Below are 23,135 nucleotides of genomic sequence, written 5' to 3' on the forward strand. Positions count from 1 at the left end.
CGTCACCTCTGGTCTGCAGCGAATCTTTCCTATTCCCCGCAAACCACCGACTGCGCCCGAATTCCAGTCTCCGTCTGGCATCGCCTGACTGATCTTCTTGCCTACGCCGCGTGAATAGGACAAAGTCGAGCTCAGGATGACGTTCGGGCGGGGACCGAGGCGCGTACCTCACGCGCCCACTGGGCACTGGGCACTGGGCACTGGGCACTGGGCACTGGGCACTGGGCACTCATATCAGCATTTCACACCACCCGCCGCGCGTTGTGGAAGAGACGCCGCAACTCGCGCTCGTAGCTGCGCCGGCCCATGAGGTCGTTGCGGGCGACGCCGCCGTTGCCGAGCGAGGCGTGGATGATCTTCGGGCCGCCGGTCGACATCACCACGTGGGTGACGCGGCCGGGCTCCTCGGCGAAGAAGCAGAGGTCGCCCGGCTGCAGGTTCTCGAACTCCGGCCCGGGATCGACCTCCTGGCCGAAGCGCGACTGCTGGTCGCTGTCGCGGGGGATCTGGCGGCCGTGCAGCTTCCACACGGACTGCACGAAGCCGCTGCAGTCCACGCCGCCGAACGTTACCCCGCCCCACAGGTAGGGCGACCCCAGCCACCGCGACGCCGACTCGCACGCCGCCGCGCCGTCCGCGGGGAAGGCGAGGGGGCGCAGGGCGGCGTTCACGAGCTCGCCGGTGGGCTGTCCCGAGCGGCCGTCGGGAAGGCGCACCACCTCGGCGCCCTCGCGCATCACGCGCGCGCCCCAGGGGAGGCGCATCATCACCTCGCCGCTGCTGGAGGGGTCGAGCACGGCGCCGCCCAGGGAGATCGCGGGCTCGCCGTCCACCCCCGTCTCCCACGCGCGCGCGGCCGCCTCGTCGCAGAGAGCAATGTAGCCCGCGTGGATCCAGCCGATGTAGCCGTCGGGCGAGCGGCACTGCAGCCAGCGGCCCTTGCGGCGCAGCACGATCACCCGGCTCCCCAGCACCACCTGGCTGACCTGCGTGGTGGTGACCTTCGCCTCCAGCAGCATCGGCGCGGCGGCGGAGCAGACGAGCGCGTGCACCATCTCGTCCGGGTCGGCTTCCGGCAGGCGTTGCACCTCGTCCTGCACCGCGCTCCAGCCGCTGAGCCCCGCCGCGCGCGACGACAGCGCGAGCGCCGCCTCCGGTTCCGACGTCGCCCCGACGAGCGCGACGGCGTCGCCGCGCACCTCCACCGTCACCTCGAACACCGCCAGCCGCGGGTCGGGCGCGAACTCGGCGCGGACGGCCTCCACCAGCGCGGCCACCTCGGCCGCGGCGGCGTGCTTCGTCACCGTCACCATCGCTCGCGCCGCTCCAGCACGTCCATCACCGTGGCCATCTCCTCCGCCGTGTTGTACAGGTGCGGGGCGATGCGGATCGCCCCCTCGCGCAGCGCGCAGCGCACGCCCGCGCGGTAGAGCGCCGCGTACGCCCTCTCCGAATCGCCCAGCCGGAACGCGAAGACGCCGGAGCGCTGTCCCGGCTCCATCCCGCTCACGATCACCCCATCCTCCTGCTCCCCCAGCCACGCGGCGAGCGGGTCGATCAGCCCGAAGACGTGCCCGCGGATGCGCTCGATCCCCGTCTCCAGCAGCAGCTCCATCGCCTCCGCGAAGCCGGCGACGTCCTGCCACGCCTGGGTGGACACCTCGAAGCGCCGCGCGTCGTCGACGAATTCCCAGCGGTAGTCCACGCAGCGCGCGAGGTCGGCGCCCGCCTTCATCGCCGTCCACCCGACCACGGCCGGCTCCAGCTGCCGCGCCAGCTCGCCGCGCACGTACGCGAAGCCGGTGCCGAACGGCGCGCACAGCCACTTGTGTCCCGCCGTCGCCAGGATGTCGGCGTCGGCCGCGCGCACGTCCACGGGGATGCAGCCGAGCGCCTGGATGGCGTCGACCACGAACCAGGTGCCCTGCGCGCGGCAGGCACGGCCGAACCTTGCCAGGTCGGCGTTCCACCCGGTGGCGAACTGCACGGCAGAGAGGGCCAGGACGGCCACGTCGCCGCGCGCGATCTCCTCCAGCAGCCGCTCCTCGTCGGGCCGCCCGAGCGCGTCGGGAGGGATGATCTCCACCGGCGCGCGCCCCTCTTCGGCCAGCTTGAGCCAGGGATAGACGTTCGCGGGGAACTCGAATCCGCTGACGAGGACGCGGCGCCCCGGCTCGATCTTCAGCGCCTGCGCGGCGAGGTTGATCCCGTAGCTGGTGTTGGGCAGCAGCGCGATCTCGTCCGCGTCGGCGTTCACCAGGCGCGCGGCCGCCTCGCGCGCGCGCCGCATGGTCGGCTCGAAGTCCGCCCCGCGCAGCTGGTGCACGGCGGCGCGGCGCGCGTTGTACGCGTCGCAGGCCCGGCGCGCGCGCTCGGGGAGCGGCGCCATCGAGGCGGCGTTCAGGTACGGTGGTTGGCCGTCGAGGTGCGGGAACTCGCGCTCGCGGAGCGCGCGCACGTCGAGCGGCGCGGTGGTCTCGGGCAACGCGCGGCGGTGCTCGGGTGTCGGGTTGGGTCGGGAGGATAACGGCGGGTGGGGGATGCGCGAAAGTGTCGGGGAGTGCTGAGTGCTGAGTGCTGAGTGCTGAGTGCTGAGTGCTGAGTGCCCAGTGCCCAGTGCCCAGTGCCCAGTGCCCAGTGCCTAGTGTGTGTCCGCGGCATCGCGCCCTCTCCGGCTCGCCGGGGCTCGCCACCTCTCCCGTACCGGGAGAGGTAGCCCGTCTGCATTTGTGTCGATTGCGGTTTGCCGTGTATCCGCTGCAGATGAAGCCCGCGAAGGCGGACTGCGTGTTGTTGTAGCCGCGAGTTCACTCGCATACTCCCACCACGTTGCGAGATCGCTTTCATCGCCTTGTCGCGAAATCGCTGTCATCGCTCCCGTTGCGAGATCGCTGTCATCACCGGTGTTACGGGATCACTGTCACTGCCCCTTGCGTGCGGCGCCGACGCGCCGTCCTTTCGTGCGGAACGGACCCACCCTGAACCCGACGTGAGATGGACTATCCTGCCGAGGTCTGGAGCGCGCTGCGCACCCTGCGCGAGCGCTCGCCGCTGGTGCACAACATCACCAACTACGTGGCGATGGACGTCAGCGCCAACGCGCTGCTGGCCGTGGGTGCCGCGCCCGCCATGGTGCACGCGCTGGAGGAGGTCGAGGAGTTCACCGGCATCTCGCACGCGCTGGTGGTGAACATCGGCACGCTGTCGCCGCAGTGGGTCGAGGCGATGCGCCGCGGCGCCGCGCGCGCGGTGTCGCTCGGGAAGCCATGGGTGCTCGACCCCGTGGGCGCCGGCGCCACGCAGTACCGCACGCAGACCGCGCGCGAGCTGGCCGGCCGCCACCCCACCGTCATCCGCGGCAACGCGTCGGAGATCCTGGCGGTGGCCGGCGGCGCCGAGGCCACCCGCGGCGTCGACAGCACGCACGCGTCCGACGACGCGCTGGGCTGCGCGAAGGCGCTGGCGAAGCGGCTCGGCTGCGTCGTGGCCGTCACCGGGGCGGTGGACTACGTGACGGACGGTACGCGCACGCTCTCCGTGGCCAACGGGCACCCGATGATGACGCGGGTGACGGCGCTCGGCTGCTCGGCGTCGGCCATCGTCGGCGCGTTCCTGGCCGTGCACGACGACGCGGTGTTCGCCACGGCCGCCGCGCTCTCGGTCATCGGCCTGGCGGGCGAGATCGCCGCGCGCGAGGCGCCGGGGCCCGGCAGCTTCCGCCAGCACCTGCTCGACGCGCTGTACCTGATGGGCGAGCGCGCGCTCGACGGCGTGCGCATCGACGAAGCGTGAGCGGCGAGTGAATCGCGATGTCGTGGGGACGATGCGAGTGAACTCGCGGCTACGACGACACACAGTCCGCCTTCGCGGACTTCAACGGCGGTTCGTTCCGAATCTCCCACGCCGGTCTCCAACGATCACGAGGTCCGCTTGATCCGCATCATCTCGATCGCATTCGCCCTCCTGGTGTGCGCCGGCAGCGTCAGCGCACAGCAGAACGCGCCGCTCAACGTCGCGTCGCCGCCGGTGGGGAGCATGACGCGCGAGCAGCTGCTGGCCGTGGCGCGCGACATCCACCGGCTGGAGGCCAGCCCGCTGGCGCCCGACGCGGCCGCCGCGCGGCAGGAGCTCTTCGCCTGGCTCTCCGAATCCCCCGACGTCACCATCAGCGTCTGCCACGGCGTGATCGGCGAGCTGCCGCGCTCGCGCAGTGCGTATCACGATCTCCTGCTCCTTCAGTTCGTCCTCTCCAGCGGCGCGTACGCCATCGAGCACCCCGACGCGGATGCGGGGCGCGTGGCACTGGGCGGGCTGGAGGGGATCATGGCCACCTACGCCGCGCTCGAGGCTCAGCAGGGTGCCCGCGCGAGGGACGAGGTGATGGAGCGCTTCGCCGAGCTGCGGGCGGGCGGGCGGCTGGAGGCGTTCGCGCGCGAGGGTGCGCTGGACTGCGACTGACGGCGGGGGATGGAGATCGAGATCGCGGAGGAGACGGCGGACGCGCTCCGCGACTACGGGCGCGTCCCGATCGCGTTCGAGGTGCGGAGCGTGCTCGAGGTCTCCGCGCCGGACGGCGGGCTCGGCGGGCTGGTGATGGCCGAGCGCCCCGTCGACCCGCCGTACGTGAAGGACTACGACGCCATCGCGGGCGAGGGGCCGGCGCGCTGGGCGGCGCGGTTCGACGTGTCGCGCTGGGGATTCTTCGCCGCGCGCGCGGAGGGGCGGCGCGTGGGTGGCGCCGCGGTGGCGTTCGACACGCCGGGCGTGCACATGCTGGAGGAACGCCGCGACTTGGCCGTGCTGTGGGACCTGCGCGTGGCGCCGGAGATGCGCGGCCGCGGCGTCGGCGCGGCGCTCGTCCGTGCGGCGGAGGCGTGGGCGGTCGCGCGCGGGGCCCGGCGGATGAAGATCGAGACGCAGAACATCAACGTCGCCGCCTGCCGCTTCTACGCCGCGATGGGATACGACGTCGGCGCCATCCACCGTTTCGCCTACCCCGACCTCCCCCACGAGACGCAGATCCTCTGGTACAAGGATCTCCCCGTCTCCCGATCGCAGATCGGGACCTGCGTGGAACTTGGCCGCCTGCCTTCCACCGGCGGCTGAAGCCGCAGCAACAACTACGAAAAACCTCGCAAACTGCGCGAGGCTGTCGGCGCCGGCCGCAACTCGACGGCGAGGCGAAGATCTCTCGAGGGCGCACTTGCCGTCTCGCACTCGAAGGGCGATTCTACGCGCGCACTCTCGGCAGTTGAATCGTTTACCTCACGATGGAGATGGTCGATGGCGTTCATCCTCGCGCTGCACAAGACGCCGGCCGACATCGCGGCGTTCGACGCCCACTTCGACGACGTCCACACACCGCTCGCGAAGAGCATCCCCGGCATCCGCTCGGTCGAGGTGAGCGACGGGCCGGTGATGACGCCGGAGGGGCCGGCGCCGTACCACCGCGTGGGCCTGCTGCGCTTCGATTCGCTCGCGGACCTGCAGGCGGGGATGGGCTCGCCCGAGGGGATGGCCGCGGCCGCGGACCTCGCCAACTTCTCCACCGGCGGCTTCGACATCCTGATCTTCGACAGCCACGAAACCTGAATCCGCCAGCAGCGGGAGATGGTGAAACAGCGGGACCGGCCGAGCACAGCGACTCCGCCGGTCCCCGTTTCGCATGTGCAGTTATTTGGCGATTTACGCCGACCCCTCGACGGACGCTGCTTCCAGGCGGGCGCGCGAGGCGTCGACGGCGGCCGCGGCTTGGCGGTACTGGATGGCGGTGTTGCGCGCGTCGGTGTCGTCGGCCCACCCGGCGGCCTGGAGGAGGTCGGCGTGGACGCGGCGCAGCGCCCCGGCGAGCTCGCGCGCGTGCGGCCGCTGCGCGGGCGGGACCACGTGGCCGCCGGGTTCCGTCTCCCAGGCGCGGTCCCGCAGCTCGCGCGACTGTGGAGCATTCGCGGCGATGCGGCACGCGGCGACGTAGGGCTCCATCGCCCACTCCAGCGCGGCGCGCCACTCGCCCGACGCGCCGCGGTGGCGCGCGCCGAACAGCATCAGCGCGTGCAGCAGCGACGCGTACGTGGGCGCGAAGAAGGCGGCCAGGCAGTTGCGCAGGGATTCGTGCGCGCGGTGGAAATCGTCGCCCGCGCCCTCGTACGTCTCCAGCGCGCCGGGGATCGAGGCGACGCGATCCCGGCCCATGCGCGCCGACTTTTCCTCCCGCCTCGCCCGCTTCTCCAGCTCCCGCGCGATCGCGTCGGAGATCGACCGGCGCGCGTCTCCATCTCCATCGCCCACTGGCTGGAGGCCGCGGGCCACCACCGTCTCCCGGATGACCGGATCGTGGCGCGGGTGGCTGACCACTACGATCTCCACCAGCTCGCCGTCGGTGACGACGAACGCGCTGGCGCCGAGCTCGTCCTCCACGCTCCACGGCATCGTCTCGCACGCGCGCGCCAGCTTTCCGTCGTCGCCGAAGAGCCAGTAGTCGCCCGGTGGATCGGGGAGCGGCTGGCCGGAGACTCGGCGCAGCCCCAGCCCGTCGGGCACGGGCGACGCCGCGGGGCCGCGCCACACCAGCCACCCGGTGTCGCAGCGCCAGGCGCGGAGCGGGGCGGGCGCGGCGTCGTCCACGGTCAGATCACCCCGAAGACGGCGTGCAGCACCAGCGGCGTGTTGGCCAGCGCCATGGTGGCCCAGGCGCGGCCGCGGTCCCCGTCTTCGGCCAGGTAGAAGATGCGCGGCGGGAAGTAGACCAGGATCGACGCGAACCAGAGGAAGAAGAGACGCCCGAGCAAGTCCTCCACGCCGGTGGGCGGCGCGAAGCGGCCGGACATCATCACGTTCCAGAGCACCTGGAAGAGGATCATGTTCAGGAAGATGCAGGCGTCGCCCAGCGCCAGGCCGCGCTCGTCGCGCAGGAACGCGGCGCGCGGCGGCCGGCTCGGCGGCGAGAGGTAGCGGTAGACGAGCACCGTCTGGGCGATGGCGAACACCATCACCCCCAGGATCGTCGGCAGGAAGATTTCCGCGCGGTTGCTGATGTCGTCGCCGAAGATCTCCGTCGTGAACACCACGGCCACGACGGTGGTGAGGACGAGCGAGACGGAGAGGAAGAACGCCGGGTTCAGCAGGCATCCCCACGACGCGTCGCCCGCCTCGCCGCGCTCGCCGCGGGCCGCGCGCCGGCGATGGAAGTGCCAGCGCGTGAGCACCGCGCCCGCGGCGGGAAGCACCAGCATGAGCAGGAAGTAGATCCCCAGGAAGCGCGTGGCCGCCGCGTCGCCCGCGTTGGCGTGGCGCGCGATGGCGACGAACTCGCGCGCGAGCCGCCGCATCACCAGCAGGTTCAGCGCGAACACCACCACGTCGAGCAGCATGCCCCGGTCGAACGACGCGGCGAAGGCGCGGAGCCGTGCGCGCGGGGTGAGGGCGGATGCGGGGGCCACGGCTTCGGTGGGATGGATGGGGATAAGGGTCAACCGGTCGATGGTACAGCAGCGGATCGCGAAGTCACCGCCGCCGGGAGACCGTGGGGTGAACAGCGTTCGCGTTCGGACGAACCCGCATCGAACGATGCCGCGCGACTTACGCGAAGGCAAAGGTTCCGGATGACCGTCACTCGGAGACCGCGTGAGCGTGGCGGACTCCACCTCGGCGCGCGGAAGGTGTTTCCGCTGGAAAACCGATGTAGCCACGACTTTATTGACCGCCGATTTCAGTCAAATTACCGTGGAATCGTCTGTCTTTCCGCAATTCACATCCCCCCCCATCATCCTGGAGGTACATCATGGTCACACGTCGGCACCGTATAGCCTCGCTGCTGATTCCTTTCGGATTCGCCGGATTTGCCGGATGCGAGCGTGGTCCGGTGGACGCCTCTTCGCCCTCCACCAGTGTGGTGAGCACGAAGGCGTCGGGCGGCCGTGCCGCGCTCGTGGCGACGATCTCGGAATTGGAGCGCGTCGGTGTAACCGCTACGTCGTCACAGGCACTCCTGTCCGAGCTCCGGGCCACCCTGGCACGAATGGACGGATCCGGTGCGATCCAGCCGGATGGCGCGGCGGTGTACGGGATGCCGACTCCCGCCGGATCCTCGTGGATCTGGGTAAAGCCGGACCCATACTTCCGGGAAGTCCATTACAAGGCCTACACGTCCTGCGTCGATTGCTACAACTACGACCGGCCGTACGGACAGATGCAGGTGCGGCAGTACGCGGGGAGCGTTCAGACGCTGAACACGAGCCGGTATTTCGGCGGTTACCCCGGCTACCCGGAAGGAGACGTGACCACGTCGGTCAGCGGTGCGGCGCAGCAGAGAGTCGTCTACACCGATCACTTGATCGACGTCTACCTCGGGCCGGATCCGCACACCTCGTCATCGGCGAGCTCGCAGGTCTAGGGGCGTGGCGCTCCACGCTTCGCTCCGGGCAGCGCCGTTGCTGGCGCTGCTCGCGCCGTTTGCGGCCGTAGCGCTCCGGCATCCCGCGCCGTCCGGGAACCGGGGCCGCGACTCACAGGATCCCGCCGCCGCAGCGGACCTGCGCTGGTCCGTCCCGCGCCGGCTGGCGAGTGGGCCCACCATCCTGTTCCGCTTTCCATCCGTGGCCTCGTCCCCGCAAGGCGCGTACGTCGCGGCGGGGCCGCAGCTCGAAGGGCTGCAGACGGTGCGCGGCGAGGTCGGGCCAGACCGCGCGAATCTCCTGCTCTATCGCCCCGGCGGCGCGGCGCTGCCCGCACCGCCGGGCGATTTCACGTTCGTCCACCCCCGCGCCGCGGTGACGCCGGACGGAGCGCTGCACCTGGTCTGGGCCGAGCCCGCGATGCGCGCCGACTGGGGCCGCGCACGCGATCGGCGGCTGGTGCCCCTCGGCAGCGTCTGGCACGCCGGCTGGCGGAGCGGCCGCTGGTCGGCGCCCGAGCGGATCTACCGGGGGGCGCGAATCAAGCTGGAGCCCGTCCTTTCGTCCGCGCTGTCGGTCGATGCATCGGGCGGCCTGCACGTCGGCTTTCCCGGCGAGGACGCGGCCGGGATGCCGCGCGCGGTGCACGTGTGGCACGACGGCCGTGGATGGCACGCGTCGGAGATCCAATCCCGCGTGCCGCCGGTGTACGTGGACGTGCTGCCGCTGCGCGCCGGGCGCACGCTGATGGCGTACGTCGCCGGCCAGAACGTCGGCGGACGCGACTACACCAACGCGCTCCTCGTCGCCGCGTCGAGCGATGGAGGGGCGACCTGGTCGCCGCCGCGGACCGTGGGCGCGCCCGAGCACTGGCCGGCGACCGAGCCGCGGCTTGTGGCGGGCCGTGACGGCGCCATCCATCTCGTCTGGTTGCGTGGAGCGATGCAGGGTCGCGCCGCGCTCTGGCACGCATCGTCGCGCGACGGTGGGCGGAACTGGGAGGAGATGCGCGAACTGCCGCTGGACGGCCTGCCCAACGGCGTGCAGGCCGTCGCCGATGCCCGCGGCGCGGTGCACGTGGTGCTCACCTCGTACCAGCAGCGGCGCCCAGAGCTGCTGCACGCCTCGTGGGTACGCGGCGGGTGGTCGCGGCCCGAGCCGCTGTTCGCCGGGCGCATGGGTACGCAGCCCTCGCTGCGCGCCGACGCGGCGGGGCGGCTGCATCTCGCTTGGGTGGCGCAGGTGCCCGGGACCATCCTGCCGGCGCGCCTCGCCCCGGGCGACACGCTCCCGTGGTTCGAGCTCGACTACGCCGTCGCGGACGCGGGTGCGCCGTAGCGGCGCAAGGGTGGCGGGCGGCGCCGGAGTCGTCTTTCTCCAGAGAATGTCTCACGCAGAGTTAGCAGGGTCAGCAGAGAACTGCAGTTCAACTGCTTACCCTGCTGACTCTGCGTGAGACATGCTGTTTACGATACGTCCTCCGCTACAGATCATCCGTGCGCGGCCAGCGCCTGCGCCTCCTCCTCGTCGGGGGCGGCGAAGAGGGCGGTGCTGAGGTAGCGCGCGCCGGTGTCGGGGGAGATGGTGACCACGCGCGCGCCCGCGCCCAACTCGCGCGCCACCTCCAGCGCCGCCCAGGCGATGGCGCCGGAGCTCATCCCCACGAACAGCCCCTCCTCGCGTGCGAGCCGCCGCGCCACGGGGAAGGCGTCTTCCTCCCACGCCTTGATCACCCGGTCGATCACCGTGCGGTCCAGGTTGTCGGGGATGAAGCCGGGGCCCATCCCCTGGAACTGGTGCTGTCCCCGCGGCTCGCCGTGGAGCACCGCCGACCGCCCCGGTTCCACCGCGATCACCTCGATGCGCGGGTCGCGCTCCTTGAGGTATCGCCCCACGCCCGAGATGGTGCCGCCGGTGCCCGTGCCGTACACGAACGCGTCGATGCGGCCGTCCATCTGCTCCCAGATCTCCGGGCCCGTGGTCTCGTAGTGGATGCGCGGGTTGGCCGGGTTGGAGAACTGGTTGGGGAGGAAGGCGCCCGTCTCGTCGCGGATGCGCTCGGCCTCCTCGATGGCGGCCAGCATGCGCCGCTCGGGGTCGGTCAGCACCAGCTCGGCGCCGTACGCGCGCAGCGTGGCCTTGCGCTCCTCGCTCATCTGCGCGGGGAGGCAGAGCACCAGCCGGTAGCCGCGCGCCGAGGCCACCTGCGCCAGGCCGATCCCCGTGTTCCCCGAGGTGGGCTCCACGATGGTGCCGCCGGGCGGAAGGAGGCCGCGGCGCTCGGCGTCGACGATCATGGCCAGCGCGGTGCGGTCCTTGATCGACCCGCCGGGGTTCATCCCCTCGACCTTGACCCACACCTCGGCCATCCCGGGCTCCGCCACGCGGTCCAGCCGCACGGTGGGCGTGGTGCCGATGTACCGGTCGATGCGCGACATGCGCTCTCCTCTCGTTTCGTGCAAATGAAGCGGCCCCGGGCTGCGTGGTGCAGGCCGGGGCCGTAGCTGTGTGCCGTGTGTGGCTCGCGATGCGTCAGGTTCGCCCGACGCCGCCGTGCACGCGCAACGCTCCGGCCCCGCCATGGGCGAGACGGGCGATACAGCGACAGGTGCAGCGGGCGGCGTTCGTCATTGCAATTCGATGGCGACGTGGCGCGAGACTCATGCTCACGTTCGCCGCGACCGGCCGCGGTGTCAAGGGAGATGGGGATCAGGTGGCGGGGGGATGGGCAATCGCGCGGGGATGGGAAGAGGGTGCGGGGGTAAGAGATGGACTCGCCGGGCGGGGCTGGGACGGGCGATTGAAATCGCGGCAACAACGGCCCGAAGTCCGCCTTCGCGGACTCCCGGGGCGGCATTCGCCCGAAGGTGGAGAGATTGGCTCGGCCGCTAGGGTCCCCGGGTTGAACCCGGGGCTGGAACGGCAGGAAGTCCGCCTTCGCGGACTGTGTGGGGTGCGTGATGAATCATCGCGCAGGAAGAGGCCCGCTGCGGACGCTCCGGAGCGGGCTTCTTGTTGTGCGGAGTGACGAGATTCTTGTCTGTCCGCATCGTGCGGCGCAAGTTGGGCGAACTCCGCGAAAAAGGGGGCGACCGCACCGGATGCGTGAGGGATGCGCGCCCGGAGGGCCGGGACCCCGGCGGGGCGGCGGCGGGAAGGGCGGAGCATCCGCGACGAGGCCGGGGCGGCGACGAACCCGCCGGGGGCCCGGCGCCGTTGGCAACAGTAGTATCGTTGCCTACGGCGCGCGCAGCCCGGCCCCCGCGCAGCGGGGGACACGCCCGCATCCTCCTGCAGTTCGAGCAGTTGTCCTGAGGTTCTTCCGCGCATCGAGAGCAACCTGGAGAGACGCAGATGGAGCGGGCGTTCGGGCGGCTGGTGAAGATGCTGGAGCGGCACTACGGCGCGTTCTTCGGCGGCGGCCAGCCGGTGCCGTTCGGGCTGCAACTGACCGGCGGGCCGCGCCACGTGTTCGGCGCCGACGAGCCGGCGTTCACGTTGGTGGTGAAGGACCGCAGCGCCCTGGCCGCGCTGAACACGCTGGACATGATGGCCGTGGGCGAGGCCTACCTGCGCGGCGCGTTCGACGTGGAGGGCGACTTCCTGCGCGTGCTGTCGCTGCGCGACCTGTTCAGCGACCGGCATCCCCTGCGCTGGGCGTGGAAGTTCGTGCGCCCGCTCCTCTTCGGGCAGGTGAAGTCCGACGCCGTCCACATCGCCGGGCACTACGACGAGGACCCGGACTTCTACCTCACGTTCCTCGACCGCGGCTACCGCTGCTACAGCCAGGGCGTGTTCGAGCGCGACGACGAGCCGCTGGAGGCCGGCATCCGCCGCAAGCTGGAGTTCGCGCTGGACCAGATCGGCGTGAAGGAGGGCGACCGCGTGCTGGACGTGGGCGGCGGCTGGGGCGCGTGGACGCAGTTCGCCGGCGAGCGCGGGATCCGGGTGACGTCGCTGACCATCTCGAAGGCGTCGGAGCGCTTCATCAACGGGCTGATCACGCGGCTGCGGCTCCCCTGCCGCGTGGTGCGCGAGCACCTGTTCGAGCACGATCCCGGGCAGAAGTACGACGCCATCGTCAACCTGGGCGTGACGGAGCACCTCCCCGACTACGGCCGCACGCTGCAGCACTACGCGGCGCTGCTGAAGCCCGGCGGCCGGGTGTGCCTGGACGCCAGCGCCAGCCGCCGCAAGTACGCGGTGTCGGCGTTCTTCGAGAAGCACATCTTCCCCGGCAACGGCACCACCGTCTGCATCCACGACTACCTGAAGCACGTCGCAAGGTCGCCGTTCTCGATCCTGTCGGTGGCGAACGACACGCACAACTACGAGCTGACCACGCGCCGCTGGGCCGAGAACCTGGACGCGCACCGCGAGGAGATCGAGCGGCGCTGGGGCGTCGCGCAGTACCGCCGCTTCCAGGTGTACCTGTGGGGGTGCGTCGACGGCTTCCAGCGCGACGTGGTGCAGGCCTACCGCTGGGTGCTCGAGCTCGGCCGCGGCGAGGGCCAGGGCTTCCACGAACGCGCGGCGAGTGTGGTCGCGACGCCAGCAACAACGGAGACGGCGAGGGAGATGATGATGAGCGGGGCGGGGTGATCGGGATCGGGCGATCAGGATCGTGGAGACAACATTGATGTGGGCCTCACCCGGATGGGGCCCTCACCCGAAAAAATGGAGAGTCGAGACGTAACAGCCGTCTCGACTCTCCATTTTTTCGACCTCTCCCAAACAGCGTGGGAGAGGTAACTGCATAAATGATGAAAACTTCGGTCCGCGATCAGGTCTCCCCTCCCCCATCCCTCCCCCCTCGTGGGGGAGGGGCCGGGGGTGGGGGGGAACCGCGGCGGCGACCGCGCATCTCTCCGCCCCGCCCCGCCGATGCCGCGTCCGGGACGAATGCGGCGCGGGTCGAGAAGCCGATCTTGCCCCCGCCCCCGCATCTTCGCACCTTCCGCGCATCATCCGCATCCGTCCGGCACGCCGTCCCACCCGTCCCGCGCAGGCACGCCATGCCCCGCATCCGCACGTCCGCCGCCCCGATCGCGCTCGCCATCTCCTTGCTCTCCCCGCATCGCGCGGCTGCCCAGTCGTTTACGCTGGAGCAGGTGATGGGCGCGCCGTTTCCGTCGCAGCTGTCGGCGGCGCCGGCGGGCGGACGGTTCGCGTGGGTGCAGAACGAGCGCGGCGCGCGCAACCTGTGGGTCGCCGCGCCGCCGGACTATCGCGGACGCCAGCTCACCGCGTACGCGCGGGACGACGGGCAGGACATCGGCGGGATCGCGTGGACGCCGGACGGGCGCACGCTGCTGTACGTGCGCGGCGGCGGCGCCAACCGCGCGGGGCAGCGCCCCAACCCCACGAGCGACCCCGCCGGCGTGGAGCAGGCCATCTGGCGCGTCTCCGCGGACGGCGGGGCGCCGGTGAAGGTGGCCGTCGGCGGCTCGCCCGCCGTCTCGCCGAAGGGCGACGGGGTGGCGTTCACGCGCGGCGGGCAGGTCTGGTGGGCGCCGCTGGGCGGAGAGAAGCAGGCGGAGGCGACGCAGCTGGTGAACGCGCGCGGCGGCGCGGGATCGCTGCGCTGGTCGCCGGACGGGAGCCGGCTGGCGTTCGTCAGCGGGCGCGGCGACCACGCGTTCGTGGGCGTGTACGACGTGGCCGCGAAGACGCTGCGGTGGATGCAGCCCAGCGTGGACCAGGACGGATCGCCCGCGTGGTCGCCCGACGGCGCGCGCCTCGCCTTCCTGCGCGTTCCCGCGTCGTCGGCCGAGACGTCGTTCCGCCCCGTCCGCACCGCGCACCCGTGGTCGGTGATGGTGGCGGACGTGGCCACGGGCGAGGCGCGCGCCGCGTGGACCGCGCTGGAGGGGCGGGGAAGCGCCTTCCGCGAGATCGTGGCCGACGACCAGCTGATGTGGGCGGGCGACCGCCTCGTCTTCCCGTGGGAGCGCGACGGGTGGACGCACCTCTACTCCATCCCCGCCGCGGGCGGCGCGGCGACGCTGCTGACGCCGGGCGAGGGCGAGGTCGAGTACGCCACGCTCTCGCCCGACCGCCGCGAGATCATCTTCAACTCCAACCAGGGCGGCGACATCGACCGGCGCGATATCTGGCGCGTCTCGGTCTCCGGCGGGCCGCCGCGGGCGGTGACGCGCGGGGCGATGATCGAGTGGGATCCCGCCGCGGCGAGCGACGGGCGGACGATCGCCTTCTTCCGCTCCGGCGCGCGCGAGCCCGCCGCGGCGATGGTGATGGCGGACGGCGGCGCGGCGCGCGAGCTGGCGCCGGGGACCGTCCCCGCGGACTTCCCGGCGCGTGAGCTGGTGGAGCCGCAGCCCGTCGTCTTCACCGCCGCGGACGGGATGCAGATCCACGCGCAGCTCTTCGCCCCGCGCGGCGGCGGGCGGCACCCGGCGGTCATCTTCTTCCACGGCGGCAGCCGCCGGCAGATGCTGCTGGGGTGGCACTACGGCGACTACTACAACCGCGCCTACGCGCTCAACCAGTACCTCGCCAGCCAGGGCTACCTCGTCCTCTCCGTGAACTACCGCAGCGGGATCGGCTACGGGATGGAGTTCCGCGAGGCGCTGAACTACGGCGCGTCGGGGGCGTCGGAGGTGGCGGACGTGTTCGGCGCGGGGCTCTACCTGCGCTCGCGGGCGGACGTCGATCCGCGGCGGATCGGCCTGTGGGGCGGCTCGTACGGCGGGTATTTGACGGCGATGGGGCTGGCGCGCGCGTCGGACCTCTTCGCCGCGGGGGTGGACTTCCACGGGGTGCACGACTGGAACACCGAGATCCCGAACTTCGACGCGTCGTACGACTCGCTGCGGCTGGGCGACCTGGCGCGGCAGGCGTTCCAGGCGTCGCCGATGGCGTATATCGACGGGTGGCGCTCGCCCGTGCTGGTGATCCACGGCGACGACGACCGCAACGTGCCGTTCAGCGAGACGGTGCGGCTCGTCGAAGAGCTGCGGAAGCGCAAGGTGACCGTCGAGCAGCTCGTCTTCCCCGACGAGATCCACGGCTTCCTGACGCACTCGGCCTGGCTGCGCGCCTACCACGCCACCGCCGACTTCTTCGACCGCCGCCTGAAGACCGCCGGCGGGGCGTCGCCGTCGCCGTGATGTGGAATATCCTGTTCGTCATCGGCGCCGCGATGGCGGTGGGCTCGGTGGTGGTGCAGGCGACGATCCTGCTTCCGCGCTCGCGGCAGTTCCGCACGGACCTGCGGCCGGGCCAGCACTTCGGCCGGGGCCGTTCCCCGTTCTGGCAGCTCAACGCGCTGAACCCGAGGAACTATGAAAGCCCCGAGGGCCGCCGCTTCTACCGCACGCTGCTCGCGGCCACCGCCATCCAGTGGACCGGGGCGATCCTGATGTTCATCTCCCTCGTGGTCCTGGCGTCCGTCTGATCGCGGCGGTGTTCTTGCCCGGTCCGCGGCGGCGGGTCAACTTGTCGGCGCGGCATCCGATCCGCGCGGGTTATCTTCTGTAGAATACGTATCTCCGTGAGAGCGAAGTCCATCGTTGCCGTGCTGCTCGCGTGCGGCGCCACCGGCGCGCGGGCGCAGGGCGCGCGCGTACGTCCCATGCCCGCCGTGGGCGAGCAGATCCGCGTGACCGTGCCCGACGGCGAGCCGATCCTGGGGAGCCTGGCCGCGCTCGGCGGCGACACGCTGATGCTGTCGCGCCCCGGCGACACGGCGGTGCGGGTGCGCGTCTCGGAGCAGCGCGTGGACGTGCTGCGCCGCCGCCGCGAGACGTGGAGCGGACTGGGCGCGCTGGCCGGCGTGGCGGTGGGGATCGGGCTGGCGCAGCTGCACCGCTCGCCGGCGTCGGAGGGGCGCGGCGTGCACGAGGCGTCGCAGGCGGTGCTGGGGAGCGCCGCGGGCGCGCTCACGGGCGGGCTGATCGGCTTCTTCGTCGCGCCGCGGCGGTGGCAGCGGCTTACGGTGGTCCCGCGCCGCAACCTCCCTGCGCCCGGCGAGCCGATGCCGGCGGAAGCGGCCGCGCCCGCATCTTCCGGCGCAGCGACGGCGGCCGATCCAGCGGCATCCTCCGCCGATTCCGCGGCGACGACATCTCCCGCGCCCGCTGATTCCGGGACGGCGTCTCCAGCGCCAGCCGACTCGGCCGCGCCGGCGGTGTCCGGAACGCAGCCCGCGAATCCGCTCCCGCAGCCGGCGGTGCCGCCCGCACCGCCCTCTCCGCCGGCGCCGCCTCCGCCGCCGGAGCGCTGATCCCCCCACCAACACCGCGGGCGGAGTGGCCGATGGTGCTCGACTTCTTCCGAAAGCGCCGCCGCGACGAGATCCGCGATCGCCCGTTCCCGGAGGAGTGGCTGGCGATCGTGGAGCGGAACGTGGCCATGTACCACCGCCTGTCCTTCCACGACCGGCAGGAGCTGCTGCGCAAGGTGCTCGTCTTCCTCGAGGAGAAGAACTTCGAGGGATGCGGCGGCTTGGAGATGACGGACGAGATCCGCGTGACCGTGGCGGCGCAGGCGTGCATCCCCATCCTGCGCTTCGAGGACCACTACTATCCGCGTCTCCGCTCCATCCTCGTCTATCCCGACACCTTCGTGGCCCGCCGCACGCGCCGCGACGGATGGGTGGAGCACGAGGACCATGAGGCGATGCTGGGCGAGGCGTGGGCCGACGGCGCCGTGGTGCTGTCGTGGGCGTCGGTGGAGAGCGACCTGCGCGATGCGGGCGACGCGCGCAACGTGGTGGTGCACGAGTTCGCCCATCAGCTCGACGCCGAGGACGGCGCGCACGACGGCACCCCGCCGCTGCCGTTCCGGGCATACGGGCCGTGGGTGCGCATCCTCTCCGCCGAGTACCTGGAGTTGCGCGAGGGGCGGGGGCCGCACGTGCTGGACGACTACGGCGCGAAGAACGAGGCGGAGTTCTTCGCCGTCGCTTCGGAGACGTTCTTCGAGCGCCCGGAGAAGCTGCTGCGCGAGCACCCGGAGCTGTACGCCGAGCTGTGCCAGTACTACCGGCAGGATCCGGCGGCGTGGGCGCCGTTGAAGCGCGGCGAGGGGGGAGAGGAAGGGTGATGGCGGAGCGCGAGGCGCTGGTGGTGGGGGCGGGGGTGATCGGGCTGACGTCGGCCATCCGGCTGCAGGAGGCGGGATGGCGCGTGCGCATCTGGGCCGCCGAGGCGCCGGAGCGCACCACCAGCGCGGTGGCCGCGGCGATCTGGTATCCGTACCGCGTGGGCCCCGAGGCGCTGGTGAAGGCGTGGGGCGAGCGCAGCTTCGCCGTGTTCGAGGAGCTCGCGCGCGACGGATCGACGGGCGTGCGCATGCTTCCCGGCATCGAGCTGCTGCCGCGGCGCGCCGACCCGCACGACGTGCCCGAGTGGGCGTCGCACATCGCCGACTTCCGCGTGGCGACGGGCGGCGATATCCCGGACGGGCGCGTGGGATGGGCGCTGACGGTGCCCGTCGCCGACACGGGCGTGTACCTGCGCTGGCTGGCCGCGCGCTTCGCGGACAACGGCGGGATGATGGAGATTCGGCGCGTCGCGTCGCTGGCCGAGGCCGCGGCGGCGTGCCCGCTGGTCGTCAACTGCTCGGGGCTCGGCGCGCGCGAGCTGGTGGGGGATGGGGCGATGCGGCCCGTCCGCGGGCAGGTGCTGCGGGTGGAGAACCCGGGGCTGACGCGCTTCTGGCTCGACGAGTACCACCCCGACGGGCTGCTGTACATCATCCCCCGCAGCGGCGACTGCATCCTGGGTGGCACCGCGGAGGAGGGCGAGGAGGACACCACGCCCGACATGGACGTCTCCGAGCAGATCCGCTGGCGGTGCGCGGAGCTGGAGCCGGACCTGGCCGACGCGCGGCTGCTGGAGCACCGCGTGGGCCTGCGTCCGTGGCGCCCCGAGATCCGGCTGGAGGCGGAAGCGCTCCCCGGCGGCGCGACCGTCATCCACAACTACGGCCACGGCGGCGCGGGCGTCACCCTCTCCTGGGGCTGCGCCGAGCGCATCGCCGAGCTGGCGAGCTTGCCGCGATGACTGCAACTGGTGGAGTGTTGCCAGAGTTCACAGCTTATGCGGACTTCTCAGTCCGGGTCGACCGCTACTTTCATTTCGTTTGCATCTACGGTTTACATCATTCCCGCCTGCAGTTTGTAGCTGGAGAACTCGCTCGAACGCGTTACGACCCGTTGTCGCTTCCCCCGGAAATCACGGATACCCTTTCCGGCGCATCGTACGTATTCGCGCAACTTGCCGCTACACAGATCTTTGCAGAGCCACCGGGTGCGATCGATTCCCGGACGCTGCCGGATGATGTGCTGAACTTTGCTTTCTACACATGCTTCAGCTTCCAATGGAATCTGTTTGAGAACGTTCTGCGGAAGCTGATAACGCGGTTGAGTGTAGCGGGCCTGCTGTCTCAAAGCCTGGTCGCAAAGCTCTCTACCAAAGGAACGGCCCGATTTCTCGACCTGCTCCACAACGAAGTGTTCCCTGCCAGCCCATTCGTGGCCGTACTGCCGGTGCCCGGTTGGGCTGGTGATTTCGAACAGTTGGGCTATGCAGACCTGAAGGCCGTGAGAGAGTTGCGAAACGGACTGGTGCATGGGATCGATGATCCCTCGATCACTGCAGAGGACGCGCTTGAGAAACAGCGTCGATACGATAGAGCGATGTGGATGCTCAGAACTTTCGCCGCGAACGTGCAGCACGAGACCGTCCGCATGCTGGGCGCCGCGGGAACGTCGCTGGACAGCTAGCGCGAACGGGATTGTGCCCGTCTGGCGTTCGGCCACGCGCGGGCGGCATCGCGCTCCTCGGCGGTGAGCGGGGCCAGCGGGGGGATGAGGAGCTCCACGCCGACGGGGAGCCGGTCCGGCGCGTCGAGGACGGTGCGGTTGGCCAGCCAGATCTTCGGCCACAGGCTGCCGTCGCGGTAGACGAGCCAGGCGACGGCGACCAGGCTCTCGTCGCCCTCGCGCACGACGTAGGTGTCGTTCGGCCAGTCCGAGAAGCCGGAGGCGCCCCGCTCGCGCCACGGCCGCGCGGACGCCGCCAGTTCCGGCCGCTCCGCCGGCGCCGCTGATGTGACGCTTGGTGACGACGGTCTCATCGCCACGGGCGCGGACGGGGCGGCGATCTCGATCGGCTTCGCTGGGCGCGATGGGGATGTCAGGATCCCCGCGACGGCGGGCGCGGGGTGCACCGCGGGAGGCGCCGCGCCGCGGACGGGCGCGCCGCCGAGCACGAGCTCGCCGCCGGAGACGATCACCATCTCCCGCCGCCGCGGTACCGCGCGGAGCTCGACGGCCGCGGTGGCGCCCGCCTCCAGGGTCACGGCCGCGGCGTCTCGCTCGAGCGCGTGGTTGGGCGGGAGGTCGGCGCTCACCACAGCCACCGTCCACTCCCCCGGCGCCAGGTCGGTGAAGAGGAAGCGCCCGCCCGCGTCCGTGACCCGGCGCCGGCGATCGCTCCCGCGCCGCAGCTCGACCACCGCGCCGCCCACCCCGCCGTCGCCGGCCTCCGGATCGGCGACGGCGATGCGCCCCTCGATCCGTGCCGCGCGCGAGACGCCGACCTCCACCGCGCGCTCGCGGCCGCCGGCGACGTCCACCTTCAGCGCGTCGGGGCGCACGGCCACGCGGCCCACCCCCACGCTCACCGGGTCGATCTCCACCGTGTAGCCGCCCGGCGCCAGCCCGGCGATGGCCCAGCGCCCGCGCCCGTCCGTCGCGACGGCGCGGTCGCCCACGCGGACCAGCGCGTCGGCGATGGGGGCGCCCGTCTCCTGGTCCACCACGCGCCCGGACACCGTTCCCGTCCCGCCCGCGCGGCCGACGGGGAGGCGCAGGGGGATGGCGTAGTCGAGGTAGACGAGCGGCCGGCGGCGCCCCGGCTCCGCCCACGGGAAGGCGCGGACGCGCAGCCGCAGCGTGTGGCCGCCGGGAAGGCGCTGCTCGACGGTGCCGTCCACCACGCCGTCGCGGGCGTCCGTCCACTCCGCGGCGCCCGCCTGCGCCATCAGCGACAGCCGCGTGTCCGCCGCGGGCTGGAGCTGCACGCCCAGCGAGCCGAGCACGCGGTCCATCTCCCCGCCCGTCTCCACGCTGGCGCCCGTCCGGCGCTCCACCGCGGCCCACGCCGAGCCGATCCGTGCCGACGTCCCCACGCGCAGCCAGGCGCGCCGGAAGGGCGATGAAGCGTCGGCGAGCTCGTCCACCACCGTGCCCATCTCCATCCCCCCGCCGAACGAGGTGCGACCCACGCGGAACGACGCCGTCGCGAGCCATGCGTCTGAGCGCCGCGCGAACGACCCGGCCGCGCCGATCCCGTCGCGCGTCTGGATCCGGCGCTGCAGCGTGGCGACGTTGCCGAGCGAGACGGTGGCGTATGCCGAGGACGAACCGAGCCGCGTCCCCGCGATCACCCGGCCGAGCGTGTCCGCGCGCCGCTCGCGCTCGAACCCCGCGTCCACCCGCAGCCCGCCGGCGAGCGAGGCGCGGCCGTGCGCCTGCAGCAGCGAGCGCCCGCGCTGCTCGCCGGGGAAACCGGCGTCCGCCTCGATCGCGCGCGCGTCCAATCCCCATCCCTGCCGGCCGGCGAAGAGCCGCGCTTGGCCGCCGCGCGTGCCCGCCGCCGCGCCGTACTCGGCCTCCGCGCCGAATCCGGCGAGCGGGGTGATGCGCGCGCGGAGCGACGTCGCCGGCACGGTGCCGTCACCCGGAACGGCGTAGTTGGCGGTGATGGAGCCGGGCGCGCCGCCGATCCCCAGCGACCCGGCGGTGACGCGCGGCGCGCCGGCGACGAAGCGGTTGCGCGCGGAGAAGCCCTCGGCCCAGAGCGGCCCCGCGCTCACCCGTCCGCCCGCGCCGTACCCCGCGCGGCCCGGCGCGACCAGTGGCGAGAGGGACCAGAACTGGTCGCCCAGCCGCAGCTCGCCGCGCGCGCCGCGGAGCGAGATGGAGAGCTGCTCCTGCTCGCCCAGCTCCGGCGCCGCAGCCCCGCGCCCGCGCCAGAACACGTCCACGCGCGTTCCCGCCGCCAGCGCGCCCGAGGCCGTCACCACCCCGGGAACGCCGCCGCGCGCATCCGTCCCCGACCCCGCGCGCAGGGCGACGGTGACGGGGAGCGTGCGCGCGTCCTCGCCGCGCGCGCCGCGCCGCACCAGCGGCACCCGCGCCGCCGCCGACCCCGCCGCGCCCTCCGCCGCCGCGCGCAGGGTGACGCGGTGCGCCGCGGCGCCGTGAGCCGCCTTCGTCGCCACGGTGACGCGCACGACGGCGCTCCCGCCCGCGGCGAGGTCGAGCGCCCGCGCGTCGGCTCGCGCGGCGAACCCGAGCGCCGACTCGACGGAGAGGCGGACGGCGGCGCGGCCGTTCCCGCGGTTCGTCACCCGGAACGCGACCGTGTACGGCGATCCGGCGACGGTGAAGCGCGGCGTCTCCTCCACCGCCACGTCGATCCCCCGCCGCGCGGCGACGGCGATCACCGCCGAGTCGGCGAATCCCCCGGCGCGGTAGCGGACGAGGTATGCGCCCGCCGCCGCGCCGCGCGGGACCACCATCCCCACCAGCCGCACCATCGATGCGCCCCCCGGCACCGGCGCGTCCGCGTCCGGCGAGACGAGCGGCCATCCCCGCGGCAGCGTCGCCGCGGCGGGTGCCGGAGATGCCGAGGGATTGCGGACGCGGAACGCCACCGTCACCGCCGCGCCCGGCTCCGCGGCGATGCGCGCCGGTCCGACCCGCTCCACCTGCGCGGCCAGCGGCGTCGCGACGAGGGAAGATGGAAGAATCACACGGAGGAAACGGAGGAAACGGAGGAACTCGTCGCGAGCCCTCCGTTTCCTCCGTTCCCTCCGTGTGAGATCCATCCCCATCGGCGCTCAGAGCTTCAGACGGTACTGCGCGCCGAAGACCTGATCGCCGCCGGCGTCGGCCACGACGAGCGCCTGGTAGTCGCCCGGGGGAACGGCGCCCAACTCGAACGCCTGCCGCAGCGACGTCCCCGGGTACATCAGCCCGCGCTGGCTGGTGAACGTTCCCGCCTTGCGCCCCGCCGCGTCGAACAGCTCCACGCGCAGCTCGGGGCGGTACGCCACGTCACCCGCGTTGGCGACCTCCACCTCCAGCACCTTCCGGTCGGCGGCGGCGTAGGCGCGTGCGCCGGTGAACGCCACCTTCGGCGCCGGCCCCGCCAGCGTGGTGGCGAGCTGCACGCCGTAGCGGATGGACGGCTGGATCCCCACCCGCACCCGCGCGCCGGCCGCGGCGGTGGACTCGGCGCTCCCGCGCGCGATCCCCTCCACCATCAGCATGCTCCACCAGGTGCCGGGCGCCGCGTCGGCGGGAACGGTCACCGTGTACCCCACCGTGGCCTCGCCGCCGGGCGCGATGCGCACCTGCGCCGGCGAGAAGGTCACCCAGCGCGCGCTGCTGCGCGGCAGCGACGACGGCGCCGGGTACCGCGTGGCGCCGTCGGCGGAGAAGGTGTAGTCGCTCAGGTAGAGCTTGGCCTCCTCGGTCTCGCGGCCGTCGTTGCGCAGCCGCAGCGTGCCCGTGTACGTCTCGCCGGGGCGCGCGGCGCGCTCCTCGACCGCGCTGCCGACGACGGTCACCTGCGCGCGCGCGGCGGTGGCCAGGGAGACGAGGGAAAGGGAGAGGGCGAGTGCTCGCTTCATGATTCGGAATCCCGCGGAAAAGAAAGCCGCGGGCGCGGCGGGAAGACGGCCCCGCCGCGCCCGCGAGAGCTT

Annotated in this window: 20 protein-coding genes; 13 read left to right on the forward strand and 7 right to left on the reverse strand. The window is 72.4% G+C overall.

Annotation, left to right across the window (positions count from 1 at the left end; all coding sequences use genetic code 11):
* Positions 1 to 242: 242 nt before the first annotated feature.
* Entirely contained in the window at positions 243 to 1,304 is a 1,062-nt protein-coding gene (locus tag VF092_28615; protein HEX6751288.1) for a C40 family peptidase, read from the reverse strand.
* A 2-nt stretch (positions 1,305 to 1,306) separates the two neighbouring features.
* Positions 1,307 to 2,485, reverse strand: coding sequence for an aminotransferase class V-fold PLP-dependent enzyme (locus VF092_28620; GenBank protein HEX6751289.1), 1,179 nt, complete (start codon positions 2,483 to 2,485; stop codon positions 1,307 to 1,309).
* 509 nt (positions 2,486 to 2,994) lie between these two features.
* On the opposite strand from VF092_28620, the gene thiM reads away from it, so the two are divergent.
* From thiM to VF092_28640, 4 genes are all read left to right on the forward strand, one after another.
* A complete protein-coding gene (thiM, locus tag VF092_28625) occupies positions 2,995 to 3,792 on the forward strand; it encodes a hydroxyethylthiazole kinase (protein ID HEX6751290.1) in 798 nt (265 codons plus the stop codon).
* Between the two features lie 138 nt (positions 3,793 to 3,930).
* On the forward strand, positions 3,931 to 4,458 hold the full coding sequence (locus VF092_28630) for a hypothetical protein (protein ID HEX6751291.1): 528 nt from the start codon (positions 3,931 to 3,933) through the stop codon (positions 4,456 to 4,458).
* 9 nt (positions 4,459 to 4,467) lie between these two features.
* Complete coding sequence (locus VF092_28635) at positions 4,468 to 5,106, forward strand: GNAT family N-acetyltransferase (protein HEX6751292.1); 639 nt, start codon at positions 4,468 to 4,470, stop codon at positions 5,104 to 5,106.
* A gap of 177 nt (positions 5,107 to 5,283) precedes the next feature.
* A complete protein-coding gene (locus tag VF092_28640) occupies positions 5,284 to 5,592 on the forward strand; it encodes an EthD family reductase (GenBank protein HEX6751293.1) in 309 nt (102 codons plus the stop codon).
* A gap of 93 nt (positions 5,593 to 5,685) precedes the next feature.
* On the opposite strand, the gene VF092_28645 is transcribed toward VF092_28640, so the two are convergent.
* Positions 5,686 to 6,624: a hypothetical protein gene (locus VF092_28645; protein HEX6751294.1), complete on the reverse strand. Its 939-nt coding sequence runs from the start codon at positions 6,622 to 6,624 to the stop codon at positions 5,686 to 5,688.
* Positions 6,625 to 6,626: 2 nt separating this feature from the next.
* Positions 6,627 to 7,439, reverse strand: coding sequence for a hypothetical protein (locus VF092_28650; protein ID HEX6751295.1), 813 nt, complete (start codon positions 7,437 to 7,439; stop codon positions 6,627 to 6,629).
* Between the two features lie 341 nt (positions 7,440 to 7,780).
* Here VF092_28650 and VF092_28655 point away from each other — a divergent pair, with 341 nt between their 5' ends.
* Both VF092_28655 and VF092_28660 read left to right on the forward strand, forming a co-directional pair.
* Positions 7,781 to 8,392 (forward strand): hypothetical protein, encoded by a 612-nt coding sequence (locus VF092_28655; protein ID HEX6751296.1) that lies wholly within the window; start codon positions 7,781 to 7,783, stop codon positions 8,390 to 8,392.
* Positions 8,393 to 8,594: 202 nt separating this feature from the next.
* Positions 8,595 to 9,731, forward strand: a complete 1,137-nt coding sequence (locus tag VF092_28660; protein HEX6751297.1) for a sialidase family protein — start codon at positions 8,595 to 8,597, stop codon at positions 9,729 to 9,731.
* A 152-nt stretch (positions 9,732 to 9,883) separates the two neighbouring features.
* On the opposite strand, the gene cysK is transcribed toward VF092_28660, so the two are convergent.
* Positions 9,884 to 10,831 carry a cysteine synthase A gene (gene cysK / locus VF092_28665; GenBank protein HEX6751298.1) on the reverse strand — a complete coding sequence of 316 codons (948 nt, stop codon included), beginning with the start codon at positions 10,829 to 10,831 and terminating at the stop codon, positions 9,884 to 9,886.
* A gap of 916 nt (positions 10,832 to 11,747) precedes the next feature.
* On the opposite strand from cysK, the gene VF092_28670 reads away from it, so the two are divergent.
* From VF092_28670 to VF092_28700, 7 genes are all read left to right on the forward strand, one after another.
* Complete coding sequence (locus VF092_28670) at positions 11,748 to 12,995, forward strand: class I SAM-dependent methyltransferase (protein HEX6751299.1); 1,248 nt, start codon at positions 11,748 to 11,750, stop codon at positions 12,993 to 12,995.
* A 413-nt stretch (positions 12,996 to 13,408) separates the two neighbouring features.
* Positions 13,409 to 15,523, forward strand: coding sequence for a prolyl oligopeptidase family serine peptidase (locus VF092_28675; protein ID HEX6751300.1), 2,115 nt, complete (start codon positions 13,409 to 13,411; stop codon positions 15,521 to 15,523).
* Positions 15,523 to 15,810 carry a hypothetical protein gene (locus VF092_28680; GenBank protein HEX6751301.1) on the forward strand — a complete coding sequence of 96 codons (288 nt, stop codon included), beginning with the start codon at positions 15,523 to 15,525 and terminating at the stop codon, positions 15,808 to 15,810. The genes VF092_28675 and VF092_28680 overlap by 1 nt, the downstream gene beginning before the upstream one ends.
* Positions 15,811 to 15,906: 96 nt before the next feature.
* Positions 15,907 to 16,638, forward strand: coding sequence for a hypothetical protein (locus VF092_28685; GenBank protein ID HEX6751302.1), 732 nt, complete (start codon positions 15,907 to 15,909; stop codon positions 16,636 to 16,638).
* Positions 16,639 to 16,670: 32 nt separating this feature from the next.
* Positions 16,671 to 17,459: a M90 family metallopeptidase gene (locus VF092_28690; GenBank protein HEX6751303.1), complete on the forward strand. Its 789-nt coding sequence runs from the start codon at positions 16,671 to 16,673 to the stop codon at positions 17,457 to 17,459.
* The gene (locus VF092_28695) at positions 17,459 to 18,421 is read left to right on the forward strand and encodes an FAD-dependent oxidoreductase (GenBank protein HEX6751304.1); all 963 of its coding nucleotides are present in this window, start codon (positions 17,459 to 17,461) and stop codon (positions 18,419 to 18,421) included. The genes VF092_28690 and VF092_28695 overlap by 1 nt, the downstream gene beginning before the upstream one ends.
* A 17-nt stretch (positions 18,422 to 18,438) precedes the next feature.
* Positions 18,439 to 19,143, forward strand: coding sequence for a hypothetical protein (locus VF092_28700; GenBank protein HEX6751305.1), 705 nt, complete (start codon positions 18,439 to 18,441; stop codon positions 19,141 to 19,143).
* Here the strand turns inward: VF092_28700 and VF092_28705 are convergent.
* Together VF092_28705 and VF092_28710 are read right to left on the reverse strand one after the other, a co-directional pair.
* Complete coding sequence (locus tag VF092_28705; protein HEX6751306.1) at positions 19,140 to 22,181, reverse strand: carboxypeptidase regulatory-like domain-containing protein; 3,042 nt, start codon at positions 22,179 to 22,181, stop codon at positions 19,140 to 19,142. The genes VF092_28700 and VF092_28705 overlap by 4 nt on opposite strands.
* Before the next feature lie 87 nt (positions 22,182 to 22,268).
* Complete coding sequence (locus VF092_28710) at positions 22,269 to 23,063, reverse strand: hypothetical protein (protein HEX6751307.1); 795 nt, start codon at positions 23,061 to 23,063, stop codon at positions 22,269 to 22,271.
* Positions 23,064 to 23,135: the final 72 nt, after the last annotated feature.

The sequence above is a fragment of the Longimicrobium sp. genome (genome assembly GCA_036377595.1).
Taxonomy (GTDB): domain Bacteria; phylum Gemmatimonadota; class Gemmatimonadetes; order Longimicrobiales; family Longimicrobiaceae; genus Longimicrobium.

What these genes read in the sequence shown, in the direction of transcription:
- thiM (HEX6751290.1), top strand. Translation starts at nt 2,995, where the DNA reads ATGGACTATCCTGCCGAGGTCTGGAGCGCGCTGCGCACCCTGCGCGAG.
- VF092_28635 (HEX6751292.1), top strand. Translation starts at nt 4,468, where the DNA reads ATGGAGATCGAGATCGCGGAGGAGACGGCGGACGCGCTCCGCGACTAC.
- VF092_28640 (HEX6751293.1), top strand. Translation starts at nt 5,284, where the DNA reads ATGGCGTTCATCCTCGCGCTGCACAAGACGCCGGCCGACATCGCGGCG.
- VF092_28655 (HEX6751296.1), top strand. Translation starts at nt 7,781, where the DNA reads ATGGTCACACGTCGGCACCGTATAGCCTCGCTGCTGATTCCTTTCGGA.
- cysK (HEX6751298.1), bottom strand. Translation starts at nt 10,831, where the DNA reads ATGTCGCGCATCGACCGGTACATCGGCACCACGCCCACCGTGCGGCTG.
- VF092_28670 (HEX6751299.1), top strand. Translation starts at nt 11,748, where the DNA reads ATGGAGCGGGCGTTCGGGCGGCTGGTGAAGATGCTGGAGCGGCACTAC.
- VF092_28675 (HEX6751300.1), top strand. Translation starts at nt 13,409, where the DNA reads ATGCCCCGCATCCGCACGTCCGCCGCCCCGATCGCGCTCGCCATCTCC.
- VF092_28680 (HEX6751301.1), top strand. Translation starts at nt 15,523, where the DNA reads ATGTGGAATATCCTGTTCGTCATCGGCGCCGCGATGGCGGTGGGCTCG.
- VF092_28690 (HEX6751303.1), top strand. Translation starts at nt 16,671, where the DNA reads ATGGTGCTCGACTTCTTCCGAAAGCGCCGCCGCGACGAGATCCGCGAT.
- VF092_28695 (HEX6751304.1), top strand. Translation starts at nt 17,459, where the DNA reads ATGGCGGAGCGCGAGGCGCTGGTGGTGGGGGCGGGGGTGATCGGGCTG.
- VF092_28710 (HEX6751307.1), bottom strand. Translation starts at nt 23,063, where the DNA reads ATGAAGCGAGCACTCGCCCTCTCCCTTTCCCTCGTCTCCCTGGCCACC.